Below are 20,888 nucleotides of genomic sequence, written 5' to 3'. Positions count from 1 at the left end.
TTCCCCATGCCGATGAATCCCCATTACGCGCTGACCGAGCCGATCCGCGATGCCGTCGACACGCTGTCCAAGGAGCATCCGTTGCTGGTGGAGTTCGGCGCCTCGTGGTGCCCGATCTGCGAGGCCGCGCAGCCCCTGCTGGTGGAGGCCTTCGGCGGCGGCCACGAGCGCATCCAGCACATCAAGGTCGAGGACGGGAAGGGGCAGCCGCTCGGGCGTTCCTTCAAGGTCAAGCTCTGGCCAACGCTGATCTTCATGCGCGACGGCCAGGAGGTGGAGCGGCTGGTCAGGCCCACGAACGCCGCGGACATTCGGGCCGCGCTGGAACGCATCGACGGCCCCTGACGGAGAATCGCGCCCCATGACCCAAGCCCATGTGCTGATCCCCAAGGACGGATCGCCCGACCTGCTGTTCGTGCTGCTGCACGGTGCCGGCGCCGACGCCGAGCAGATGCGCCCGCTGGCCGAGGCGCTGCATCGCCAGTACCCGCGTGCGGCCCTGGTGCTGCCCGAGGGCTTCGAGCCGTTCGACGCCATCCCGGGCGGCGGGGCGGGCTTCCAGTGGTATTCCGAGCAGGGCGACGACGCGGCCAAGGCAGCGCGCCTGACGGCGGCGGTGCCCGAGCTGATAGCGCTGGTGCGCCGCTGGGCGGCGAAGCTGGAGATGAGCTGGGAGCGCGTGGCGCTGGGCGGGTTCTCGCAGGGCGCCATCCTGGCGCTGGAGGCGCTGCAGCAGGAGGAGCAACTGGCGGGGCGCGTGCTGGCCTTCGGCGGCGCGTATGCCTACTGGCCGCAGCATGCGCCGAAGGACGTGTCGATCCACCTGCTGCATGGCAAGGACGATGCGGAGCTGCCGTATCCCGCGCTGCTGAACGCGGCGCGCGAGCTGATGGCGCTGGGTGCCGACATCACCGCCGACGTTCTGCCCAAGGTGGGCCATGAGCTGCATCCGGAGCTCATCGAGCGCGCGATGGAGCAGCTGCGGACCTTCATCCCCGCGCGGCTGTGGCGCGAGGCCGTGCTCGCGGCCGCCGAGCAGGACAAGAGCGAGCCGAGGCACTGACGCTCGCGCTCTCCCTCAAGCGGGAGAGCGAGCCGCGTACTGCGACGGCCGCTGGCCCTCACCCCTGCCCTCTCCCGCAAGCGGGAGAGGGAGCAAACCTCAATCGAGCGTGACCTCGGTCCTCACCGTGCCGGCCCGATCGGCCCACGCGACCAGGCTCAACCGCGTGCCCTGCGGCGCTCTGACCACCCATTCACCATAGGCGCGATCGCCGGTGATATCCCGCTCCGGCAGGAACGCCAGCTGCGTCTGCTTCGGCGCATGCCCCTCCAGCTGCGGCCCTTCCATCCGCGGCTTGCCGCTGATGAGCCCCACTTCGGGATCCACCGGCAGGAAGATCTCGAACATCACACCGCGGGTCTGCTTGCGCGCCAGCGCCTGCTTGGTCACGTAGGCCGGCAGCCAGCCGCTGTTGCCCACCGCCATCCGCACCCGCCACGTATCCGGCCCGAGCGCCCGGACCTCCGTCCTCAGCAGCTCCAGCTTCGGCAGGCTGAGCGCGATCTGGTTCATCCACGCCGGGAAGCGGGCCGCCTCGCGCTCGCGCAGGTGCGGCGGCGGGTTGCGCCAGAAGTTCATCTTGTCCCAGCCGCCGATCTCCACCGGCCCCAGCTGCGGATGCATGAACGCGGTCCACTCGACATGCGCCTGCCCGCCGCAGTGCTCGTCGCTCCACTTCAGCAGCTTGAGGTCGTCCTCGACCGGATGGTCGCGGAACCAGTCGATCCACTTGTAGCCGGTGATGCCCGCCTCCTTGTTGGGCGACCACAGCTCCACCACCCAGAACAGCGCCCCCAGGTGCTCGTACACCCAGTCCTGCGTGCCGGTGATGACCTCCTTGGGGTGGTACTTGAACTCGTGCCAGATGCTCACCGCCGGATAACCGGTGTGCTGCTCGCCCAGCCTGGAGAAGCGCTGGTAGGCCCACAGGTCCTCGGGCGCCATCTCCTCGTCGCTGCGCGTGCCGCAAGGCCGCAGGATCACGCCGCTGTGCGTGTGGAAGCTGATGGCCGCGCCGATGTTGGGATGGCCGACCATGAAGTCGACCATCGCGCGCACCTCGGGCTCGCTGGTCGGGTAAGGGCCGGCGCCGACCTGCTCGAACTCCTGGCGCCAGCCGGCGGGGAAGTTCCGGTTCAGGTCCAGGCCCTCGCTGTCGCGGTTGACCTTGATGGTCAGGCCGTCGTGGTTGATGACCAGGCCCTCGGGCATCAGGCGGTAGTACTCGCCGCCGAATTCGCCGGGCTGGCGCGCGACCATCAGGCGCGGGTCGTCGGGATGCTTCTTGTAGCCGCCGTGCGGGTCGGGGACCCGCATCGTGAGGATGCGGCCGTCGCCGTCGATGTCCTCGACGCTCAGGCCCTCGACGGCCTCCTCGTCGAACGGATACGGGCGTGTGGACGAGCGGATGTGGCGCGGCCGGTCGGCCAGCGCCAGCTCGGCGCCATCGGGGTTCAGGCGCGGGACCATGTAGATCGTGCGCGTGTCCAGCAGGTGGGCGACCTGCGCGTCGGTGCCGTACTTGCTCAGCAGGTCGTGCAGGTAGTACAGGCAGGTGGTGCAGGCGGTCAGCTCGGCGGCGTGGATGTTGCCGTCGAGCCAGAAGGCGGGCTTCTCGACGTCGATGCCGGTGGCGGTGTTGGTCAGGATGAGGACCCAGATCTCCCGCCCCTCGAAGCTCTTGCCGATCGACCGCACCGACACCAGGTTGGGACAGGCCTCCGCGTAGCTGAACAGCAGCTGGGTGAGCGCCTCGTAGCGGGGGAACTCGTCGAAGCGCGGGCTCGGCAGCGTGGGGGTCGACGCGGGCGCGGCGGCGGGCGGGAGAGCGGTCATGGGCGTCCCAGGGGCGGTGGCGGTGCGGCCGATTTTGCATGCCCAGGCCCCTGCGACCGAGAGGCCTCTCCAGCCCGCGACAGCGCGTTTACCCTGAGAACGGTTAAATTGCGGCCCTTGGGCGCGCAGGTCGACGACGACGGGCGCGCACCGCACGACATGAACGACGAGGCCGCTCGCGAGGGCGCCGAGGTGACTGCTGGAGAGATGGCTGTGAATCACTGCGAGAAGATCCCGTTGGGCACGCAAGGGGCGACCGAGTGGGAGGTGGTGCATCTGCCGTCGTCGCTGGGCGATTTCCAGGCGCGGGCCTTCCGCAGCCCGGTCACCGGCTCGGAGCACCTGGTGCTGTCGGTCGGTCCGCTGCAGGAGCGCGGCGGCCTGCTGCGCGTGCACAGCGAATGCCTGACCGGCGACGTCTTCCAGTCGCTGCGCTGCGACTGCGGCCCGCAACTGCAAGGCGCGCTGGACCTGCTGAAGGACGAAGGCGGCATCGTCATCTACATGCGGGGCCATGAGGGCCGCGGCATCGGCCTGGTCGAGAAGCTGCGCGCCTACGCGCTGCAGGAGGCGGGCGTGGACACGATCGACGCCAACCTGCGCCTGGGCCATGCCGAGGACGAGCGCGACTACGCCGACGCCATCGACATCCTGTGCCTGCTGGGCGTGAAGAGCGTCCGGCTGATCACCAACAACCCGCAGAAGCGCGACGCGCTGGTGGCCGGTGGCGTCGAGGTCGAGGCGCTGGTGCCGCTGCGCATCGCGGCCAATCCGCACAACGAGCGCTACCTCGAGACCAAGCGCAAGCGGATGGGCCACTACCTGGAGTGATCCCGGCGTGAGCCCGCTGCACGCCGCACCCACCGCCGGCTTCGACGCGCCGTTCGAGCTGATGGGGGCGTGCCACGAGCGCATGGCGCGGACGCTGGCGCTGCTGGTGCGCCTGGGCGCCCACGTCGCGGCGCACGGCTGCGACGGTCAGGCGCGGGACGCGGCCGGCGACGTGCTGCGCTACTTCACCCTGGCAGCGCCGCTGCACCACGAGGACGAGGAACGGCATGTGCTGCCGCGGCTGCGCGAACGTGGCCAGGGCGCGCTCGCCGACCGGCTGGGCGCCGAGCATCGCGAGATGGAAGCGCAGTGGGCCGCGATCGCGCCCGCGCTCGAGGCAATCCGCGATGGCCGCCTGCGCGACGATGAGCTGCCCGGCGCGCGCGAGCGCTGGGACCGCTTCGCGACGCTGTACCGCGGGCATATCGAGGTCGAGGACCACGCGGCCTATCCGGCAGCGCTCGAAGCTCTGACCGGGCCGGAGCTCCAGACGATGGGCGCGGAAATGGCCGGCCGACGGAAGACGCCGTGGCCCGTCACGCCCAGGGACGAGGCGGCGCCTCCATCCAGGTGACGGTTCACGCCGCGGCGCGCAGGCCGTGGGCCCCGGAACCGCCCGTCGTCGGTTTCCTGACCGGGCGGCGCAGATCCTCGGCGCAATGCCAGCGCCAAGGATCTGCGAGGTCAGAAGCGAAAGTCAGAAGCGGCGCTGCGGCCGATTACGCCGCCATGCGGCGGCACTCGTCCGCGCAACGCTTGCAGGCGACCGCGCAATCCTGGCAATGCGGATGCTCGTGCCGGGCGCACTCCTCGCCGCAGGCATCGCACACGGCGGCGCACAGCTGGCAGAGCTGGCGGTCGAACTGACTGCCTCGCGCCATGTAGCTCGCCGCGAGTCGGCAGATGGCGGCGCAGTCCATGTCGAGGGCAATGCACTTCGCCATCATCTTGACGTCCTGCTCTCGCAGGCAGGCGGTGGCGCAGTGGTCGCAGGCATCGGCACAGGCGTTGCAAGCCTCGACGCAGGCTTGGTTGACTTGATGGGACATGTCGGTCTCCGGTAGGCCGGCCGCTTCAAGGCCGGCAAAAAGGGATGGAGGCCGCTTCGCGGGCGAAGCGGCCGCTTGCGGAGACGCTCAGGCTTTGGGCGGTGGGTCGGGCGGCGGCAGCACATGGGACGCCATCCCGAACGGCGGCTTGCGCGCCCACTCGAAGGTGAGCTTGAGCAGCACCGCCGACGCGGCGCCGGAGGGCGCGGTCGGGACGGCAGCGAGCTGGCAGGGGCCGTGAAAGAGGCCGTGCGTGCCGGTGTCGGCAGCCGGCGCGTCGGTCATGGGGTGGTCGGGGGATTCGCCGTGCGCATGGCTCTCGCCGTGATCTGCCGACACCGCGCAGAGCATCTGGCAGATCACCGATGCCGTCGACACCGGCACCATCGTGCCGAGCATGAACGCCACCAGCAGGCGCCGCAGCAGCGGCGACCGCAGTCGCATCAACAGCGCAGCCACTTGGACCTCGCCATCGCGCTCGACCTTGATACCAGCAACATGCCTGCTCCCGGGAAGAGCCCTGCTGCGGGCAAGTGCCGTTCCCCGCCCGACAACGACGCGGTGCCTTCGACGCGCCCCGCCCGCCCCTCGCCAGCGTGGCGACGACCCGCGTGGCGAACCTCCGTGATGCGGCAAAAAACGTCTGCTTCGGCCGCGTCGGCGCAGTTGGAGGACAGCCCAGGCCGCTTGACCTTCCCACTGGGGCAAGGTCCAGACTCCTCGAGTCGCGGGCCCCTTGGCCCGACGCCGACACCCCTCGACGTTCGCCAACCCCGTGGCCATGCCGGTCACCCAAGGAGTCCCCATGAAAACGCTGCACGCCTGTGCCTTCGCCGTGCTGTCCCTCGCCTCGGTCGCCGTTATCGCCCATGGCGACGAGGACCCCGCCAAGCCCCGCCGCCATGACGACGGGAAGGTCGAGGCGACCGCCTTCGGCCAGGAGGGCCGACCGGGGCAGGTGGTTCGAACCATCCAGGTCAACATGGCCGACAACATGCGGTTCACGCCGTCCGACGTGACGGTCAGGAAGGGAGAGACGATCCGGTTCGTCGTCCACAACAGCGGCCAGGTGCTGCACGAGATGGTGCTGGGCACCACGGACTCCATCGCCCAGCACGCCGCGCTGATGAAGCGGTTTCCCAAGATGGAACATGACGACGCCAACATGGCGCATGTCAAACCGAGCCAGACCGGCGACATCGTCTGGCAGTTCACCCAGCCCGGCGAGTTCCAGTTCGCGTGCCTGCAGCCGGGGCATTTCGAGGCCGGCATGGTCGGCAAGGTGATCGTGAAGTGATGGCCGCTCACGACCGCTTGTCACGCGCCCGCTGGCTGCCCGCCTTGCCGATCGCCTTCCACTTGCCTCGCAGCGCGATGCGCTCCAGCGCCGTCATCTCGCCGCGCTGCGCGTCGCGCATCAGCTTCTTGTAGTTGTCGAGCCGGTCGGGGTCGACCTGCGCCGCCACGGCGCACCCGGGCTCGCCTTCATGGTGGCAATCCCGGAAGCGGCAATGCTGCGCGAGCGACTGGATGTCGTCGAAGGACGACGCCAGCGTGCGCGCGTCCGCATCGGGCCGGAAGGTGCGCAGCCCCGGCGTGTCGATGATGCAGGCGCCCAGCGCGCTGCGATGCAGCGAGCGGGCCGTCGTCGTGTGCCGTCCGCGGCCGTCGCCCTTGCGCACGCCGCCCGTGTCCTGGGCGGCGCCAGCCAGCGTATTGATCAAGGTCGACTTGCCGACGCCCGAGGAACCGAGCACCACGAGCGTCTGTCCCGCCTGCATCCAGGGGTCGAGTTCGGCGCAGGTCGCCGGCGAGAGGCCGTTGACCGGCAGCACCGGGACGGTCGGGGGCAGGCGGCTGCGCATCTCCGCGATGCGCTCCGGCGCGTCGGGCGCGAGGTCGCGCTTGGTCAGCACGACGACCGGCGTGACCTCGCAGGCCGTCACCATGGCGATGTAGCGTTCCATCCGGCGCGCGTTGAAGTCGGCGTCCAGTCCCATCACGAGCAGCGCCGTGTCGACGTTGCTCGCCAGCGGCTGGCGGCGCCCGTCATTCGCGCGCCGCGCGATCTGCGTGACGGGGTCAACGCGATCGGTGATCCAGGCCTGGCCGTGGATGTCCACCTGCATGCTGACCCAGTCGCCGATCGTCAGCGCCTGCGCGCTGGCCTGCAGCTGTTGCACCAGCCGGGGCAGCGCACGCGCGAGCCGCTCGCCGTGGCCGTCGTGCAGCGTGAAGCAGTCGCGTTGGGATTCGATCACTCGCGCCAGGCGCGAATTGGGTTCAGGGGCGCCGAGCTGCGCGGCGCGGGAGGCGATCAAGGGGGTGAGACCGAGCGCTTGCAGCGTCTCGAAGTCGATGTCGATCATGGGAGTCCATTGAATTTGGCTTCGTTCGCGCAGGCGCGAACCCGACCACGCGCGATGGCGCATGGCGTGAGCTGAGTGGGAAGCCGGCCGCGACTGGCGCGACGATCAATGGACCCGCGTGGAGCGCGGAGTCAGGAGCGCTGGGCGCTCAGGCAGCCGGACACGAGAAGGTCGACACGATCTGCTTGTTCCATGGTCTTCTCCTGTCGGGGTGGGTGGATGAAGGTCGCAAGTCTGCAGCGGACGGGGAACGACGTCAATTTCGGCAAGATGTCGATTTCGGATGCACCGGTTCGTCGTCCCTGCATCAACCCCCTCAAGGACTGCCCATGAAATACCTCGGCCTCGCCTACTACACCCCCGAAGCCTTCGCCGCGATGGCGCCCGAAGACGTCAAGGCTCTGGTCAGCCAGTGCCCGGCGCTGGACGAGAAGATGCGCGCCACCGGCAAGGTGCTGGTCTCCGCCTCGCTGGGCGACCTGGAAGGCTGGAAGACGCTGCGCCCGCGCGGCGGCAAGACGCAGGTCACCGACGGGCCCTACACCGAGGCCAAGGAAATGGTCGGCGGCCTGTTCATCATCGAGGCGGACAGCCAGGAGGAAGCGCTGCGCATCGCGTCCATGCACCCGGCCGCCACGCTGGGCGAGGAAGGCGGATGGGCGGTCGAGCTGATTCCGATGGACTTCTATCTGGGTCGCTGAGGACGGGGCGGAATCACGGATACGCCGCGGGTCGCCGCGGGTCGCCGCGTCGCGGCATTGCCTTGGCGCGCGAGCGGGTCGCGAGTCCGATACATTGCCGTCGACGCCGCCTCCGCGCGGCCACCCCTGCCGCGACCCCATGCCCCTGCGCCACCACACCGTCCCCGTCACCCCGTTCCGCCAGAACGCCTCCCTCGTCTGGTGCGACCTCACCCATGAGGCCGCCGTCATCGACCCGGGCGGCGAGGTGCCTCGGCTGCTCGCCGAGGTCGAGCGGCTCGGCTTGACGCTGAAGGCCATCTGGCTGACCCACGCCCACATCGACCACGCCGGCGGCACCGGCGAGCTCGCCCGCCTGCGCGGCCTGCCCATCATCGGCCCGCACCAGGGTGACCAGTTCTGGATCACCGCACTGCCGCAGCAGTCCGCGATGTTCGGCTTCCCGCCGGCAGAGATGTTCACGCCGACCCGCTGGCTCGAGGACGGCGACACCGTCCAGATCGGCCAGGAAACGCTGACCGTGCGGCACTGCCCCGGCCACACGCCTGGCCACGTCGTGTTCCACTCGGCGTCCGCGCGGCGCTGCTTCGTCGGCGACGTGCTCTTCGCCGGCAGCATCGGCCGCACCGACTTCCCCGGCGGCGACCACGACACGCTGATCCGCTCCATCACCGAGCGCCTCTGGCCGATGGGCGACGACACCGTCTTCATCCCCGGTCACGGTCCCGAAAGCAGCTTCGGCGAGGAACGACGCACCAACCCGTTCGTCGGCGGCCGCTGGGGCTGAGCGGCGCCGCGCAGGCAACCCCGCGCCCGCGCTCACAGCGGCGACAGGCCGGTGTCCAGGAAGCGCGATTCCGGAAAGCCGCGCAGCGCCAGCGCCGCCAGTTCGACGAGTTCCTCGAAGCTGCGTTCCTTCTGCAGCACCGCCACGCCGCCCATGCGGTCAGCCGCGTCGGTCAGCTCTTCGCCGATGTAGCCGGTGGTGATGATCACCGGCACCCACGGCAGCGTCGCGCGCACGGCCGCGGCCAGCTCCAGCCCGTTCATGCCCGGCATGTTGAAGTCGGTGATCAGCAGCTGCATCGGCGTTCGCCCCTGCTCGATGTCCTTCAGGCAGTCGTCGGGCGACGCGTAGGTCCGGATGTCGTAGCCCGCCTTCTTGAGCAGCGCCTCCACCATCAGCAGCACGATCGGGTCGTCGTCCACGTAGACGACATGCTCGCCCTCGCCCGGATCGGCCACGCGGCTGAGCGCCGCCGTATCGAGCGGCGCCGCCTCGTCGCCGACCACCGGCAGGTAGACGCAGAACTGCGTGCCCCGCCCCGGCGCCGATTGCACATCGATGGCCCCGCCGTGCGCATGCACGATGCCATGCACGATGTGCAGGCCCAGGCCGGTGCCCTGCCCCCGCGGCTTGGTGGTGAAGAACGGCTCGAACAGCCGCTTCGTGACGTCCTCGCTCATGCCGTGGCCGTCGTCGCGCACGCTCAGCGCCGCATAACGCGTCGGCGCCACGCGGCCGATCGCGAAGGCGCGCGGCGCGTCGAAGTGCACCGCGCGCAGTCCCACATGCAGATGCCCGTGGCCGCCCGGCATCGCCTGCCACGCGTTGGTGCACAGGTTCAGCACCACCTGCTGCACCTCCGCCGGATCCACCGTCGCCACGCAGTCGTCGCCATGCAGGTCCACCGTCAGCCGCACCGTGGCCGGCAGGGTCGAGCGCAGCAGGCCGATGCTGTCCTCCACCAGCGGGCGCAGGCGATGCTTGGCCAGTTCCTGGCCGCTGCCCCGGGCGTAGGCGAGGATGCGCTGCACGATGTCCCGCGCGCGGTCGCCGGCGCGCTTGATCTGCTGCATGTGGCCGCGCAGCGGCGAGTTGGCCGGCAGCTCGTCCAGCATCATGCCCGCATGGCCGAGGATCGCCGCCAGGATGTTGTTGAAGTCATGCGCCACGCCACCCGCCAGCGTGCCCAGCGACTCCATGCGCTGGATGCGCACCAGCTTCTCCTCCAGGTCCACCCGCGTCAGCTCGTCGGCCTTGCGCATCGTGATGTCGATGAACAGCACCACCAGCCCGAGCTCGCAGGGAAACGCGCGGCACTCGAACCACTTGCTCAGGCGCGCATTGAATTCCTCGTAGAGATGGGCCGTGCGCGACTGCATCGCGGCGCGCGCCTCGACATCGAAGCGCGCCCCCATGACGCCGGGCAGCGACTGCCAGTAGTTGCGGCCGATCAGGGCTTCCCGCTGCCGGCCGGTGGCGCGCTCGAAGGCGACGTTGACGAACTCGATGGTCCAGTCGTGCCGCAGCAGGATCACCGCGTCGGTGACGTAGTCGAGCGCCGCGCCGACATGCGCGGCGCCATCTTCAGGTGCGGCGGATGCACCCGATCCGTGCGACGGCTCTTGACGCGGCATGAACGCCCCCCGGTGGACGAGGCGCCAGTGTGGACCTCATTCGCCGGCCCGGCAATCACCGTGCCGCCCCCTGATTCGGGAGAGGGCCGATGGCATCGGGCTTTGCGCGCGCCGCGACGGCGCGCCGAGGGTCAGGATTTCGCCGGTGCGGGCGGCTGGAAGCGCTGCTCGGGCTTGGGCGCGCGGGCATACAGCCCCTGCACGCGCGGCAGTGTGCGCTCGATGTCGCGGATGCGGGTCGGGCCGGCCGGGTGCGTGGAGAGGAACTGGGGCGGCGCGCCCTTGCTCGCCTGTCCCATCTTCTGCCACAGCGTCACGCCGGCCTGGGGGTTGTAACCGGCGCGCGCGGCCAGCTCCATGCCGACCAGGTCGGCCTCGCTCTCGTCCTCACGACTGAAGGTCAGCGACAGCAGCTGGCCGCCGATGTTGGCGATGCCGCGGCCCATGTTGCCCAGGCCCAGCAGCGCCGCGCCGATCTCGATCGCGCCGTTGGTGGCCATGTTCTTGCCCATGCGCTCGCGCGCATGCTCGCGCAGCGCGTGCGCCATCTCGTGGCCCATGATCATCGCGACCTCGTCGTCGCTGAGCTGCAGCTGCTGCAGGATGCCGAAGTAGAAGGCGATCTTTCCACCCGGCATGCAGAAGGCGTTGAGCTCGCGGCTGCCGATGAGGTTGACCTCCCAGCGCCACTGCTGCGCGCGCGGGTTCCAGGTCGCGGCGAACGGGATGATGCGCTGCGCGATCGCGCGCAGGCGCAGCACCTGCGGATGATTGGCCGGCGCGAGCGCCTTCTGCGCCTGCGCCTGCCGCATCATCTGCGCGTACTGCTGCTGCGCGGCGGCCTCGACCTGCTCGGCCGAGACCAGCTTGGTGAAGCGGCTCTGCTTGCCGACGTCCACGCCCTCCTGCGCCCAGGCCGGCGTCAGCGCCGACACGCCGCCGGCGGCGAGCAGTCCGGTGAACAGGCGGCGGGCGGGGTGCGCGGGCGCGCGGTCCACGCCGCAGCGGCGGCAATCGCAATGGCCGAATCCGGCGGGAGCACCCGGCAGCTGCGGGTCGGCATCGGGGAGGAAGTCAGCGTCAACCATGGCGGCATTCTAGGGAGGCGACAATGCCCCCCATCATGTCCCAGCCGCCCTTGATCACGCCGTCCCCGGCCTGTGCCACCTCGCCGCTCGACCCGCAGCAGTTCCGCGCCGCGCTGGGCATGTTCGCCACCGGCGTCACGATCGTGACCGCGCGGGCGGAGGACGGGACGCTGGTGGGCCTGACGGCCAACTCCTTCAACTCGGTCTCGCTGTCGCCGCCGCTGGTGCTGTGGAGCCTGGCCCGCCGCGCGGGCTCGATGCCGGTCTTCAGCCGTGGCTCGCATTACGCGATCAACATCCTGGCCGCGGACCAGAAGGCGCTCGCGCAGCGCTTCGCCACGCGCGACATCGACCGCTTCGCCGGCGTGGCCTTCCGCGAGGGCTGCGGCGGCGCGCCCGTGCTCGAGGGCTGCGCCGCGGTCTTCGAATGCGCCAACCGCAGCCAGTACGAGGAAGGCGACCACGTCATCTTCGTCGGCGAGGTCGAGGCCTGCAGCCGCGCCGAGCAGGCGCAGCCGCTGATCTTCCACGGCGGCCGCTACTACACCGAGCTGCCGATCTGAGGCCTGGGCCTCACTCGCCCGCGTGACGGCCGACCGGCCAGAAGGGCGCCATCCGTTGCAGCGCGCGCCAGCGCCAGGCGCCCAGCGCGACGGTCACCAGGACCGACGCGGCCACCTGCCACAACGCCGGGATGTGCCAGCGATGGGTCGCCGCAATGCTGAGGCCAGTCAGCGCCACCATCAGCATCGTCAGCATCGCCACACGCGCGCCCTTGGGAAGGCCCTGGCGTGACCAGTCGCGCCAGACCAGCAGGGTGGCGGGCAGCGCCACCGCGGCGAAGTTCAGGCCGAGCAGCGGGCTGCCCCAGCCGTCGTCATGCCCGGGCGCCAGCGCCTGCAGCGCCATCATCATCGCCACGCCGGTGCCCCACAGCACCAGGTGATGCCGCAACAGCCGCAGCCCGATCACGCGGTTCATCTCGATGCCACGCGGCATGCCGGGCACCAGCGACAGCAGCGCCTGCTCGCGGCGCGTCTGGTGCAGCGTCGCGTCCAGCCCGAAGAACGGACCGATCATCGCGCTCATCAGGCCGATCGACAGGCCGGGCAGGGCTGCCCTGATCACCCGCCCGGCGCGGTCCGGCAGGAAGACCAGCAGCGCCACTTCGGCGATCAGGAAGACGACGAAAAGCAGCAGCGTCGTCGAGGCCGTGGCCGACCAGTGCAGCCCGCGCAAGGCGACGAATTCGGCGCGCGCGGTCACGCTCGCCGTGGTCGGCCGCGCCGTGCGCAGCAGGTGTTCCCGCCACAGCGGATGCGCCCATTGGAAGCAACGGCCGAGCCAGGCCAGCGGTCCGCGCGACCAGACCGTGGTCGCCGGCACCGCGCTGCCCTGCATCGTCATCAGGTGCTGGACGCGCTGGCGCTGAGCCCAGGATTGGGCATGCGCGGCGCCGCCGGCCTGGAACAGATGCCACAGGCCCGCGCCCAGCAACAGCAGCACCGCGCCGGTCTGGGTGAAGGGCTGGCGCGCATGCCACTCGCGCGCGATGTCCATCACCTGCAGCGCCAACGGCAGCTCGCGCAGCGGCGGCAACGCGATCCACGGCAATACCCAGATCACCAGCCACATCACCGGCCAGCGCAGGCAGATGGCGAAGGACAGCATCAACGCCGCGGCGCCCATCGTGAACGCCAGCCCATGGTCGAAGACCAGGCCCAGCAGTCCGCCGCAGGCCGCGGCCACGCCGAGGAACACGCCCAGCGCCGACTCGCGCAGCCGCCGCAACTGACCCGGCATCAGGTGGGCCGACAGCGGATCGTTCAGGCCCAGCAGCGCATTCGCCGCCGCCCACCAGGCCAGGTGCAGCGCGATGGCCAGCGTCACGCAGAAGGTCCCGGCGACGGCCAGCGGCTGGTTGCTCATCGTCGCCAGCGCGGTCGCACCCAGCACCGGCAGGAGCAGCCACCAGACGCGCCCGACCTTGCGCCCCATCGCCCGCAGCACCGCGGCATGGCCGCCCAGGCCGGGCAGCGGCAGCGCGGCGCTCATTGCGTCAGCTCCAGGAACAGGTCCTCGAGGTTGAGCGCCTCGCAGCGCAGCACGGCATCGGGCGCGGGGGCGTTCCCCTCGGCGAATCGCACCAGCCAGCGCGGCTGCTCGCCCAGGTCGCGCCGGCTCAGCACCTGGCCGCCATGGGCGTCGACCGCCGCCTGCAGCCGTCCCACCGGACCGGCCAGCAGCCGGACCTCGTCGGCCAGTACGTCCTGCGGCGCCTGCAGCGCGATGCGACCGCGGCTGAGGAAAGCGATGTTGAAGGCCACGCGCTCGAGGTCGGAGAGGATGTGCGTCGAGAACAGTACCGTGGTGCCGCGGTCGAGCACCTGGTCGACCAGCTCGCGCAGGAAGTCGCGCCGACCGACGGGATCGAGGCTGGCGACGGGCTCGTCCAGCACCAGCAGGTCGGGCTCATGCGCGAGCGCGCGGATGATGGACAGCCGCTGCTGCTGCCCCTGCGACAGCTGGCCCACGCGCCGGTCGCGCGGGATGTCCCAGCGCGACATCAGGCCGTCCACCTTCGCGTCGTTCCAGCGCGGATAGAAGCTGCGGAAATAGCGCAGCAGGTCCCCGGCCTGGAAGTCCTCGAACAGCGCGGCCTGCTGCGGCACGTAGCCCAGCCGGGCGCGCAGCGCGTCGTCGGGCAGCAGCGCGGACTGGCCGAACAGCCGCACCTCGCCGGCCTGCGGCTCACGCAGCCCGAGCAGCGTCTCCAGCAGCGTGGTCTTGCCCGCGCCGTTGCGGCCCAGCAGGCCCACGACCTGACCCGGCGCGAGCGCCCAGTCCAGCCCGGCGATCACGCCCGGCTGCCCCTTGAAGTCGACCCGCAGGCCGCTCGCGCGCACCGGCGGCGCGCCGAGCGCGTCATCCGCCAGGGCCTGCGCCGAGGCACGGTCGCCCACCGCCAGCGCGTGGGTCATCGCCGATTCCATCGCTTGAGTCATCGCGTCTCTCCCTTGTCTTCCAGCAGCGTCTTGAACAGCGCCAGCACCTGCTCGGGCGGCAGCTCGAGCTGCCGCGCCTCGGCGGCGGCCTGGGCGAGCACCGGCCGCAGCAGCTCGACGCGACCCCGCGTCTTCATCGCCTTCTGGTGCTGCGCCGCCACCACCATCGGCAGCCCGCGGCGACGCTCCACCAGCCCCTCCGCCTCCATCAGCCCGAAGGCCTTGGAGACCGTCATCGGATTCACCGCCAGCGCCTGCGCCAGCTCGCGCACCGACGGGATCTCCTGCCCGGCCACGAGCTGGCCGCTGGCGACGCGGCGGCGCAGCTGCTCCACCAACTGGCGGTAGATCGGCTCGGAAGAGCCGGGGTTGATGCTGAAGAGCAGGTCGGTGTCCATCGGCGGATCGTTGGCGACGTCGACCGGCGTCGTCGACGTGTATCGCTACAGTAATACAGCAGGGAGCGGGACGTCAACCCCGCGCTTGCGGCGCCTGCGGGGCGCTCACTCGATGGCGGCTGGCTCGTCCTCGGTGTGCCGGTCCGGCTCCGAGGCGCGGAGGATTTCGCTCAGGACGGACGTGGCGTAGTTGCCAGCGGGCAGCGAGAAGGTGAGCACCAGTTGATCGGCTTGCGGCCATTCCCACGACATCTCCGCGGGGCTCGCCACCAGGGCGCGGCGCTCCTGGTCCAGGCCAGCGTGCTCCATGCCGTCGCACAGGGTGGCGTGACGCTCGGCCACGCCGTTCTCCAGGGCCTGCGCCTGGTCGGTGGTGCTGACGCGACCCCGTCCCCAGAGCGGCCCGGTGGGCCGGCCCGCTTCGTCCATCACGTCGCCGGGCAGGGTCTGGCCCCAGAGCCCCTGCTGGATGCGCAGCGCCAGCACTTCATTGAAGACGAAGGAGCGCACCGCCGACAGGTAGATGCCCTTCTTCTTCGGGTTGCGCACGCGGATCTCGCGCGCCAGCATGGCGCGGCCCTGCTCGACGTTGCCTCCGTCGTGGCCGAAGCGCTGGGCGCCGAAGTAGTTGGGCACGCCCTGCGAGGCCACGGCCTGGAGGTTGGCCTCGATGGCCTCGCGGTCGCCGGTCACTTCCCGCAGCACGATGCGGAAGCGGTTGCCCCGCAGATCGCCGGGGCGCAGCTTCTTCACGTGGCGGCTCTGGCTCAGCACCTTGAACTCCGGATGTTGGAGCAGCGTCAGGTCGGGCGTCTCGCCCTTGGGCAGATAGATGCTGAACCACTGGCGGGTGACGGCGTAGCGGTCCTTGAGGCCGGCATAACCGACGTCCCGGTCCTGCACGCCGGCGGCTGCGGCCAGCTGCTGGGCGACGAAGGCGGTGTTGGCGCCGTTCTTCTCGATGTCCAGCCAGAGGTGCTCGCCCTCACCGGAGGGCAGTTGCAGCGGCAGTTCGGTCACGATGAAGTCCTCGTTGAGGCGTTTCAGCGTGGCGCTGGCACCGGTGGCCGGATAGGCGTTGGGCCATTGCGGCAAGGTCGTGTATTGAGGGTCGGTCATGAGCGGTCTGGCGGCACCCGGTGTGAAGGAGGAAAGGCGGTCGAGCCGGCCCGGGGCCGTCGAGGCGGCGATTGTCCCTCGCTGTCCGAATGCCTCGGCGGCCGTCGACGGAAGCGACCGCCATCGCAGCCGCACGCGGAGAAGCCGCCGCTGGCAGTCGACCCGGGCGCGCGGCTTGCTGAGGCCGGCTGCGCATCCTCCGCGTTCAATGTCCGTTCTCCATGCCGCGTCGTCGTCCTCCCTCTCAACGCACCCTCGAACGCCAGCTGCGCAGCTTTGGCTTGCGCACGTGGCGGCCCGGCCAGCGCGAGGTCATCGACCGCGTGCTGCGTGGCCTGAACACGCTGGCGGTGATGCCCACCGGCGCAGGCAAGTCGCTGTGCTATCAACTGCCGGCGGCCCTGCTGCCGGGACGCACGGTGGTCGTGTCGCCGCTGATCGCCTTGATGAAAGACCAGTGCGAACGACTTGGCGCGTTGGGCATCGCTTGCGCGCAGGCCCACAGCGGCCTGCCGGCCGCGGCGCTGTCGGAGCAGGAGACCGCCGCGCTGGACGGCACCGCGCAGGTGGTGCTGCTCACGCCCGAGCGTCTGGAGGACAGCGACTGGGTCGCGCGCCTGGCCGAGCGGCCCACCGACCTGCTGGTCGTCGACGAGGCCCATTGCATTTCCGAATGGGGACACGACTTCCGCCCCGCCTTCCTGCGTCTGGGCGCCGCGCGCAAGGCGCTGGGCGCACCGACGGTGCTGGCGCTGACCGCGACGGCCACCGGCGAGGTGATCGATGACATCGCCCGTCAGCTCGACATCCCCGCCGCCGGCTGCCTGATCGGCGGCAGCTATCGCGCCAACCTGCATTACCGCGTTGAGCCCCTGGCCAACGACGCGGACAAGCTGCGGCGCCTGATCGAGATCGTCGCGCAGTCACCCGAGAGCGATGCGATCGAGGCTGCGGATGCCGGACCCTCCACCATCGTCTACACCGCGACGGTGAAGTCAGCGCAGGCGCTCCACGAGGCGCTGCTCGCCGCGGGCGTGGCTTCGACGCTCTATCACGGCCGCCTGCGCGCGGCGGCGAGGCACGAGGCGCAGGATCGCTTCATGCGCGGGGAAGTCCGCGTGATGGTCGCGACCAATGCATTCGGCCTGGGCATCGACAAGCCGGACATCCGCCGCATCGTCCATTACCAGTTGCCGGCGGGGCTGGACGTCTATTACCAGGAGTCCGGCCGGGCGGGCCGCGACGGCGAGCGCGCGGACTGCACGCTGCTGTTCGTGTCGGGCGACCGGTCGGTGCAGCAGTTCTTCCTGAATGGCCGCTACCCGGTGCCGGCGGACGCGCAGGCCCTGATCGAGGTGCTGCGCGAGACGCCGCCCGACGAAGCGGGATGGACGCTGGACGCGCTGCATCGCCGTCTTCGGCGGCCGCTCACCAAGCTGCGCGCGCTGGCGGCGCTGCTGGCGGAGGAGGGTTGGCTGTCGACCTCGGACGACAGCCTGCGGCTGGTCGATCCACCGCCGGGCGACGCCCAGGCCCTGCGCGCCTTGATGGGCCGTTATGAAGCGAAAGGCGAGCAGGACCGGCGGCGCCTGGAGCAGATGGTGTCGTATGCGCAGTCGGGGCGCTGCCGGTGGCGGGACATCCTGGAGGCGCTGGACGAGGCGGCGGTCTTCGATCGCTGCCACGGCTGCGACAGCTGCGAGCGGATGGATGCGCATGAGCGCGAGATGACGACCGCCTCCGCCTGACGGCGCACCCGCCGTCGCGACCGGCCAAGGTCTTCTCAGCGCCCGTCCAGGTAGGGCGCCTTCCACGCGTCGAACTGCGCCTGCCACTGCGCGCGGGCGCGCTCGACCACCGGATCCGGATCGGTGAGCGGGTCCAGCTGAGCGACCTCGCTCAGCCACTCGCGGTAGTCCTCGATCGCGTCACTCGCGTACTCGTCCCCGCCCTCTTCGTCCTCGTCGATGAAGAAATACGCGCTCTCGTGGTCGACATACGGCTCGACGTCCAGGCCGCTGAGTTGCAGCAACTCGCGCACGTTGCGCGCGATCACCCACTCGCCGCCTTCGTCGCCGAACACGACCACCGGCCATTCCGCCGGCTCGCTGCCGTCATCCGGATTCCACAGCGCGTAGAACGAGCCCGAGCCGTTGGCCACGCCGATGGCCACCAGCCGCTCCAGGAATGCGGCGTCCTTGGACCAGCCGGCCTCCAGGCCGCGCTTCTCATGGTCGGTGAGCCACAGGCTCTGCGTGTACTGCGTCTTGACGACGTTCTGGAAGCCGCCGAGGCGGATGAGGTCCTCGGGCACCGGACGGCCCTGGAAAAGCGCGATGAACTGATGCAGGTCGAGCATGACGGCCCTTCAACATGGAGTCAGCGGGCGACGATAGCGAATCGCCGAGGGCCGTCGGCATGACCTAGGTCGTGGTGCTGCCTGCCACCGGCATCAACCTCGCTCGACGGACGGCTCGCCAAACCACCGCCGAACAGCCTGCTCCAACTCCGCGTCATCGCCGCCGCTGCCAGCCCACGCGACAACGCCGTCGGGTCGTACGAGCAATGTGCGCATGCCGCGGTCCTCCTTCACGCCGCTGGCGACATAGGCGATGCGGTCCGTCCAGCCCCGTGACCACTCGCGCAGCGGTGCCGCGGCGTCCATGTCCAACAGCAACCCCTGGCCCGTTTGCAGATGCGTCGCCAGCTTGGTCCCGTCATCCAGCGCCAAGTCCGGCGCGCTTCGGCCGACCAACGGGTGGGCGTCGCCGAGGTCGTGGCGCAGCGTCGCGCCCCAGACGCGTTCGGCGAAATACGTCGCCCCGTCGCGGGTCTCGATGAGGTCGCGCATGATCGCGGCCAGCGCTCGCGTCGCCGGGCTCGGCCGCATCAGCGCCACTTGCGCGCGCGACCAGTCCAGCACCTGAGCGCCGACGGGATGCCGCTCGGCGGTGTAGCTGTCGAGCAGGCCTTCGGGGGCATCGCCGCGGATCGTCGCCGCCAGCTTCCATCCCAGGTTCATGGCGTCGCCGATCCCAAGGTTGAGTCCCTGCCCGCCCAGCGGCGAATGAATGTGGGCGGCATCGCCGGCCAGCAGGATGCGACCGCGGCGATAGGACGTGACCTGGCGGGCCCGGTCGGTCCAGGTCGTGGCGAGGCGTAGCGCCTTGACGCGGACCCCCGTGCCGCTGATGCGGCGAAGCACCGTCTGCACATGCTCAGCGGTGATCGGCGCGGTGCCGTGGAAATGACCGCCATCGAAGTCGACCATCGCGATGACGCCGGGCGGCTGGTAGGTGTACATGCCGGTTGCCGTGTAGTGACGGCCCGGAGCGAGCGCCGCGCCATCGGCCAGGTCCACGTCCACGGAGTAGCCGGTGAACTCCGGCTCGGTGCCGGCGAACTCGAAGCCAGCGGCCTTGCGCACCCGGCTGCGACCGCCGTCGCAGCCCACCAGCCATCGCGCGTGCATCGCCTGGCCGTCGGCCCGCACGCAGACGCTGTCGTCCGACTGCGTCAGGTCCTCCACGCGCACCCCGCGATGGATCTCCACGCCCAGCGCCGTAGCGCGCGCCGCAAGCGCCGATTCGATACGGGCCATGGTGCTGGGCTGGCTCTCGCTGAACGGGCCTGGCAGGCGCCAGGGCCAGCGCGCGGTCTCGATCCTGTCGTGGAAGAACTGGATCCCCGCGAAGTGGCCACCAGGTCGTCGAGGTTGCTGCGCCCATGGTGGCGGCGGCACGGTATCGCCGCTGCCCGCGGTCCCGACGACGGCGTCGAGCAATCCGCGGCGGTGCAGCGCCTCGAGCGTGGGGATGGACAGGCCGCGGACGCCGAATGGCGGCTGCTTGAGCGGTGAATCGGGGCTGGTGGCCTGCTCGAGCACCAGCACCGAGCAACGGGCGAGCCGGAGCTCGCAGGCCAGCATCAAGCCGACAGGGCCTGCGCCCGCAATGATGACGTCGTATTGGGGGATCGCGCGCATGGACGTTTCCTCTCTCGATGACCGTTCGGCCGGAGCGATTCTTCGTCTTGAGAACCCCACCGACGAACCCGGCGATGCAGGACTGCATCGGACGTTCGTCGTGGGGACCCATGCGCGGGCAGAGTCAGAGCTTCCGTGAGGAAGGACCTGGGCTTACCAGACCAGATCTGCCTTTTTCGACGGGCGGAGTGTAGCGCCCCTCCCCCGCATTCACCGCATTCAGGGCATCACCGTCCACCCGGACGGCGACCAGCGCAGCAGCACGTCCGTCAGCGGATTGGCGGACTTGCCCATGATCTCGCGCACCTGCGCGCGCAGCGCGTCGATCGTCGCGGCATCGTCGTCGCCGACGTAGAGCACCGTGTCATTGGACGGCGCGGCGACGATCAGCTTGCCCTTCTGCGCGTCAGCCAGCGGCTTCCAGTCGTCGATGAAGACCAGGCGGCTGGGTTGCGGCACCGGACCGTCGAGCTTGCCCACCTCGCCGGGCGCCGCGGGCTTGGCGGTCTGCAGCACCTGCGGCATCGAGTCGTAGGTGTTCTTGCGCGCGGTCTCGCGCACCTGGTCCACCGACAGGTTCAAGGTCTTGTAGTCCTTCTCGCTGATCAGCCGCGAGGCGCGCAGCGTGTCGAAGACCGGCACCGTCACCAGCGGACCGACGAAGGGCCGCGGACGGAAGGTGGTCGCGTCGCCGCCGACCTCGCGCTGCGCCTGCTGCACCGACGCGGCCGTGCGCACCGCCAGCCGCAGCGTCTCGCGCGTGGCCGGGATGGTCGCCGCGCGGAAGGCCTGCGTCCGCGTCTTCACGAAGGCGTTGACGTCGTCGGCGCAATGGCTGCGGTTGCCCTGGCACGCCGCGTAGAGCTTGTCGAGCGGCGTGCGCTCGCTGGCGATGCCCAGCGTCAGCGGCTCGCGGACGACCACGGTCGCATCGCCCAGCTGCTGGCGCAGTTGGCTCGCGACGTATTCGGTGAAGCCGGGCGCGTCCGGCGGCACGACCGTCGATTGGGCCTGGGCGCCCAT

Annotated in this window: 22 protein-coding genes; 9 read left to right on the top strand and 13 right to left on the bottom strand. The window is 70.4% G+C overall.

Going from position 1 to position 20,888, the window contains the following annotated elements:
* Nucleotides 1–6: 6 nt before the first annotated feature.
* Together BM393_RS19480 and ypfH are read left to right on the top strand one after the other, a co-directional pair.
* The gene (locus BM393_RS19480; RefSeq protein WP_091730617.1) at nucleotides 7–345 is read left to right on the top strand and encodes a thioredoxin family protein; all 339 of its coding nucleotides are present in this window, start codon (nucleotides 7–9) and stop codon (nucleotides 343–345) included.
* 16 nt (nucleotides 346–361) lie between these two features.
* A complete protein-coding gene (gene ypfH, locus BM393_RS19475; RefSeq protein ID WP_091730612.1) occupies nucleotides 362–1,063 on the top strand; it encodes an esterase in 702 nt (233 codons plus the stop codon).
* Nucleotides 1,064–1,162: 99 nt separating this feature from the next.
* On the opposite strand, the gene BM393_RS19470 is transcribed toward ypfH, so the two are convergent.
* On the bottom strand, nucleotides 1,163–2,899 hold the full coding sequence (locus BM393_RS19470) for a M14 family metallopeptidase (protein ID WP_091730607.1): 1,737 nt from the start codon (nucleotides 2,897–2,899) through the stop codon (nucleotides 1,163–1,165).
* A 237-nt stretch (nucleotides 2,900–3,136) separates the two neighbouring features.
* On the opposite strand from BM393_RS19470, the gene ribA reads away from it, so the two are divergent.
* Together ribA and BM393_RS19460 are read left to right on the top strand one after the other, a co-directional pair.
* A complete protein-coding gene (gene ribA, locus BM393_RS19465; RefSeq protein WP_254783531.1) occupies nucleotides 3,137–3,730 on the top strand; it encodes a GTP cyclohydrolase II in 594 nt (197 codons plus the stop codon).
* A gap of 7 nt (nucleotides 3,731–3,737) precedes the next feature.
* Nucleotides 3,738–4,304, top strand: a complete 567-nt coding sequence (locus tag BM393_RS19460; RefSeq protein ID WP_254783501.1) for a hemerythrin domain-containing protein — start codon at nucleotides 3,738–3,740, stop codon at nucleotides 4,302–4,304.
* Nucleotides 4,305–4,449: 145 nt separating this feature from the next.
* Here the strand turns inward: BM393_RS19460 and BM393_RS19455 are convergent, their stop codons facing one another.
* Both BM393_RS19455 and BM393_RS19450 read right to left on the bottom strand, forming a co-directional pair.
* Nucleotides 4,450–4,779, bottom strand: a complete 330-nt coding sequence (locus BM393_RS19455) for a four-helix bundle copper-binding protein (protein WP_091730603.1) — start codon at nucleotides 4,777–4,779, stop codon at nucleotides 4,450–4,452.
* 87 nt (nucleotides 4,780–4,866) lie between these two features.
* Nucleotides 4,867–5,238, bottom strand: a complete 372-nt coding sequence (locus BM393_RS19450) for a hypothetical protein (protein ID WP_091730598.1) — start codon at nucleotides 5,236–5,238, stop codon at nucleotides 4,867–4,869.
* A gap of 346 nt (nucleotides 5,239–5,584) precedes the next feature.
* Here BM393_RS19450 and BM393_RS19445 point away from each other — a divergent pair, with 346 nt between their 5' ends.
* A complete protein-coding gene (locus BM393_RS19445; protein ID WP_091730593.1) occupies nucleotides 5,585–6,076 on the top strand; it encodes a plastocyanin/azurin family copper-binding protein in 492 nt (163 codons plus the stop codon).
* Between the two features lie 7 nt (nucleotides 6,077–6,083).
* Here the strand turns inward: BM393_RS19445 and rsgA are convergent, their stop codons facing one another.
* A complete protein-coding gene (rsgA, locus tag BM393_RS19440) occupies nucleotides 6,084–7,148 on the bottom strand; it encodes a ribosome small subunit-dependent GTPase A (protein ID WP_091730588.1) in 1,065 nt (354 codons plus the stop codon).
* 329 nt (nucleotides 7,149–7,477) lie between these two features.
* On the opposite strand from rsgA, the gene BM393_RS19435 reads away from it, so the two are divergent.
* Nucleotides 7,478–7,849: a YciI family protein gene (locus BM393_RS19435; RefSeq protein ID WP_091730584.1), complete on the top strand. Its 372-nt coding sequence runs from the start codon at nucleotides 7,478–7,480 to the stop codon at nucleotides 7,847–7,849.
* A gap of 139 nt (nucleotides 7,850–7,988) precedes the next feature.
* Nucleotides 7,989–8,636 (top strand): MBL fold metallo-hydrolase, encoded by a 648-nt coding sequence (locus BM393_RS19430; protein ID WP_091730579.1) that lies wholly within the window; start codon nucleotides 7,989–7,991, stop codon nucleotides 8,634–8,636.
* A 32-nt stretch (nucleotides 8,637–8,668) separates the two neighbouring features.
* Here BM393_RS19430 and BM393_RS19425 read toward each other — a convergent pair whose 3' ends face one another.
* A complete protein-coding gene (locus BM393_RS19425) occupies nucleotides 8,669–10,270 on the bottom strand; it encodes an ATP-binding protein (RefSeq protein WP_091730575.1) in 1,602 nt (533 codons plus the stop codon).
* Between the two features lie 131 nt (nucleotides 10,271–10,401).
* Nucleotides 10,402–11,358, bottom strand: coding sequence for a M48 family metallopeptidase (locus BM393_RS19420; RefSeq protein ID WP_091730570.1), 957 nt, complete (start codon nucleotides 11,356–11,358; stop codon nucleotides 10,402–10,404).
* A 35-nt stretch (nucleotides 11,359–11,393) separates the two neighbouring features.
* Between BM393_RS19420 and BM393_RS19415 the strand changes: the two genes are divergently transcribed.
* Nucleotides 11,394–11,921: a flavin reductase family protein gene (locus tag BM393_RS19415; RefSeq protein WP_091730566.1), complete on the top strand. Its 528-nt coding sequence runs from the start codon at nucleotides 11,394–11,396 to the stop codon at nucleotides 11,919–11,921.
* A gap of 10 nt (nucleotides 11,922–11,931) precedes the next feature.
* Here the strand turns inward: BM393_RS19415 and BM393_RS19410 are convergent, their stop codons facing one another.
* The 4 genes from BM393_RS19410 to truD all read right to left on the bottom strand — a co-directional run bounded on the left by BM393_RS19410 (nucleotide 11,932) and on the right by truD (nucleotide 15,880).
* On the bottom strand, nucleotides 11,932–13,413 hold the full coding sequence (locus BM393_RS19410; RefSeq protein ID WP_091730562.1) for a hypothetical protein: 1,482 nt from the start codon (nucleotides 13,411–13,413) through the stop codon (nucleotides 11,932–11,934).
* Nucleotides 13,410–14,363 (bottom strand): ABC transporter ATP-binding protein, encoded by a 954-nt coding sequence (locus tag BM393_RS19405; RefSeq protein WP_254783499.1) that lies wholly within the window; start codon nucleotides 14,361–14,363, stop codon nucleotides 13,410–13,412. The genes BM393_RS19410 and BM393_RS19405 overlap by 4 nt, the downstream gene beginning before the upstream one ends.
* Nucleotides 14,360–14,761 (bottom strand): GntR family transcriptional regulator, encoded by a 402-nt coding sequence (locus BM393_RS19400; RefSeq protein ID WP_091730559.1) that lies wholly within the window; start codon nucleotides 14,759–14,761, stop codon nucleotides 14,360–14,362. Before BM393_RS19400 ends, BM393_RS19405 begins: the two co-directional genes overlap by 4 nt.
* Nucleotides 14,762–14,866: 105 nt before the next feature.
* Entirely contained in the window at nucleotides 14,867–15,880 is a 1,014-nt protein-coding gene (gene truD / locus BM393_RS19395; protein ID WP_091730555.1) for a tRNA pseudouridine(13) synthase TruD, read from the bottom strand.
* A 281-nt stretch (nucleotides 15,881–16,161) separates the two neighbouring features.
* Here truD and BM393_RS19390 point away from each other — a divergent pair, with 281 nt between their 5' ends.
* Complete coding sequence (locus BM393_RS19390; RefSeq protein ID WP_175538423.1) at nucleotides 16,162–17,628, top strand: ATP-dependent DNA helicase RecQ; 1,467 nt, start codon at nucleotides 16,162–16,164, stop codon at nucleotides 17,626–17,628.
* Between the two features lie 35 nt (nucleotides 17,629–17,663).
* On the opposite strand, the gene BM393_RS19385 is transcribed toward BM393_RS19390, so the two are convergent.
* The 3 genes from BM393_RS19385 to BM393_RS19375 all read right to left on the bottom strand — a co-directional run bounded on the left by BM393_RS19385 (nucleotide 17,664) and on the right by BM393_RS19375 (nucleotide 20,888).
* Nucleotides 17,664–18,239, bottom strand: a complete 576-nt coding sequence (locus BM393_RS19385) for a hypothetical protein (protein WP_091730547.1) — start codon at nucleotides 18,237–18,239, stop codon at nucleotides 17,664–17,666.
* A 93-nt stretch (nucleotides 18,240–18,332) separates the two neighbouring features.
* Nucleotides 18,333–19,865, bottom strand: a complete 1,533-nt coding sequence (locus BM393_RS19380; protein ID WP_091730542.1) for an FAD-dependent monooxygenase — start codon at nucleotides 19,863–19,865, stop codon at nucleotides 18,333–18,335.
* Nucleotides 19,866–20,084: 219 nt separating this feature from the next.
* Entirely contained in the window at nucleotides 20,085–20,888 is an 804-nt protein-coding gene (locus BM393_RS19375) for a hypothetical protein (protein WP_091730538.1), read from the bottom strand.

The organism is Mitsuaria sp. PDC51 (assembly GCF_900113225.1).
Taxonomy (GTDB): Bacteria; Pseudomonadota; Gammaproteobacteria; order Burkholderiales; family Burkholderiaceae_C; genus Roseateles.
The sequence above is the reverse complement of the archived record's forward strand: the minus strand, read 5'-3'. Positions and strand labels throughout refer to the sequence as shown.

Coding starts and splice junctions, on each gene's coding strand:
- BM393_RS19385 (WP_091730547.1), bottom strand. CDS start 18,239: ATGCTCGACCTGCATCAGTTCATCGCGCTTTTCCAGGGCCGTCCGGTG.
- BM393_RS19435 (WP_091730584.1), top strand. CDS start 7,478: ATGAAATACCTCGGCCTCGCCTACTACACCCCCGAAGCCTTCGCCGCG.
- BM393_RS19375 (WP_091730538.1), bottom strand. CDS start 20,888: ATGGGCGCCCAGGCCCAATCGACGGTCGTGCCGCCGGACGCGCCCGGC.
- rsgA (WP_091730588.1), bottom strand. CDS start 7,148: ATGATCGACATCGACTTCGAGACGCTGCAAGCGCTCGGTCTCACCCCC.
- BM393_RS19480 (WP_091730617.1), top strand. CDS start 7: ATGCCGATGAATCCCCATTACGCGCTGACCGAGCCGATCCGCGATGCC.
- BM393_RS19380 (WP_091730542.1), bottom strand. CDS start 19,865: ATGCGCGCGATCCCCCAATACGACGTCATCATTGCGGGCGCAGGCCCT.
- BM393_RS19405 (WP_254783499.1), bottom strand. CDS start 14,363: ATGACTCAAGCGATGGAATCGGCGATGACCCACGCGCTGGCGGTGGGC.
- BM393_RS19420 (WP_091730570.1), bottom strand. CDS start 11,358: ATGGTTGACGCTGACTTCCTCCCCGATGCCGACCCGCAGCTGCCGGGT.
- truD (WP_091730555.1), bottom strand. CDS start 15,880: ATGACCGACCCTCAATACACGACCTTGCCGCAATGGCCCAACGCCTAT.
- BM393_RS19470 (WP_091730607.1), bottom strand. CDS start 2,899: ATGACCGCTCTCCCGCCCGCCGCCGCGCCCGCGTCGACCCCCACGCTG.
- BM393_RS19400 (WP_091730559.1), bottom strand. CDS start 14,761: ATGGACACCGACCTGCTCTTCAGCATCAACCCCGGCTCTTCCGAGCCG.
- BM393_RS19425 (WP_091730575.1), bottom strand. CDS start 10,270: ATGCCGCGTCAAGAGCCGTCGCACGGATCGGGTGCATCCGCCGCACCT.
- BM393_RS19415 (WP_091730566.1), top strand. CDS start 11,394: ATGTCCCAGCCGCCCTTGATCACGCCGTCCCCGGCCTGTGCCACCTCG.
- BM393_RS19430 (WP_091730579.1), top strand. CDS start 7,989: ATGCCCCTGCGCCACCACACCGTCCCCGTCACCCCGTTCCGCCAGAAC.
- BM393_RS19445 (WP_091730593.1), top strand. CDS start 5,585: ATGAAAACGCTGCACGCCTGTGCCTTCGCCGTGCTGTCCCTCGCCTCG.
- BM393_RS19455 (WP_091730603.1), bottom strand. CDS start 4,779: ATGTCCCATCAAGTCAACCAAGCCTGCGTCGAGGCTTGCAACGCCTGT.
- BM393_RS19410 (WP_091730562.1), bottom strand. CDS start 13,413: ATGAGCGCCGCGCTGCCGCTGCCCGGCCTGGGCGGCCATGCCGCGGTG.
- ypfH (WP_091730612.1), top strand. CDS start 362: ATGACCCAAGCCCATGTGCTGATCCCCAAGGACGGATCGCCCGACCTG.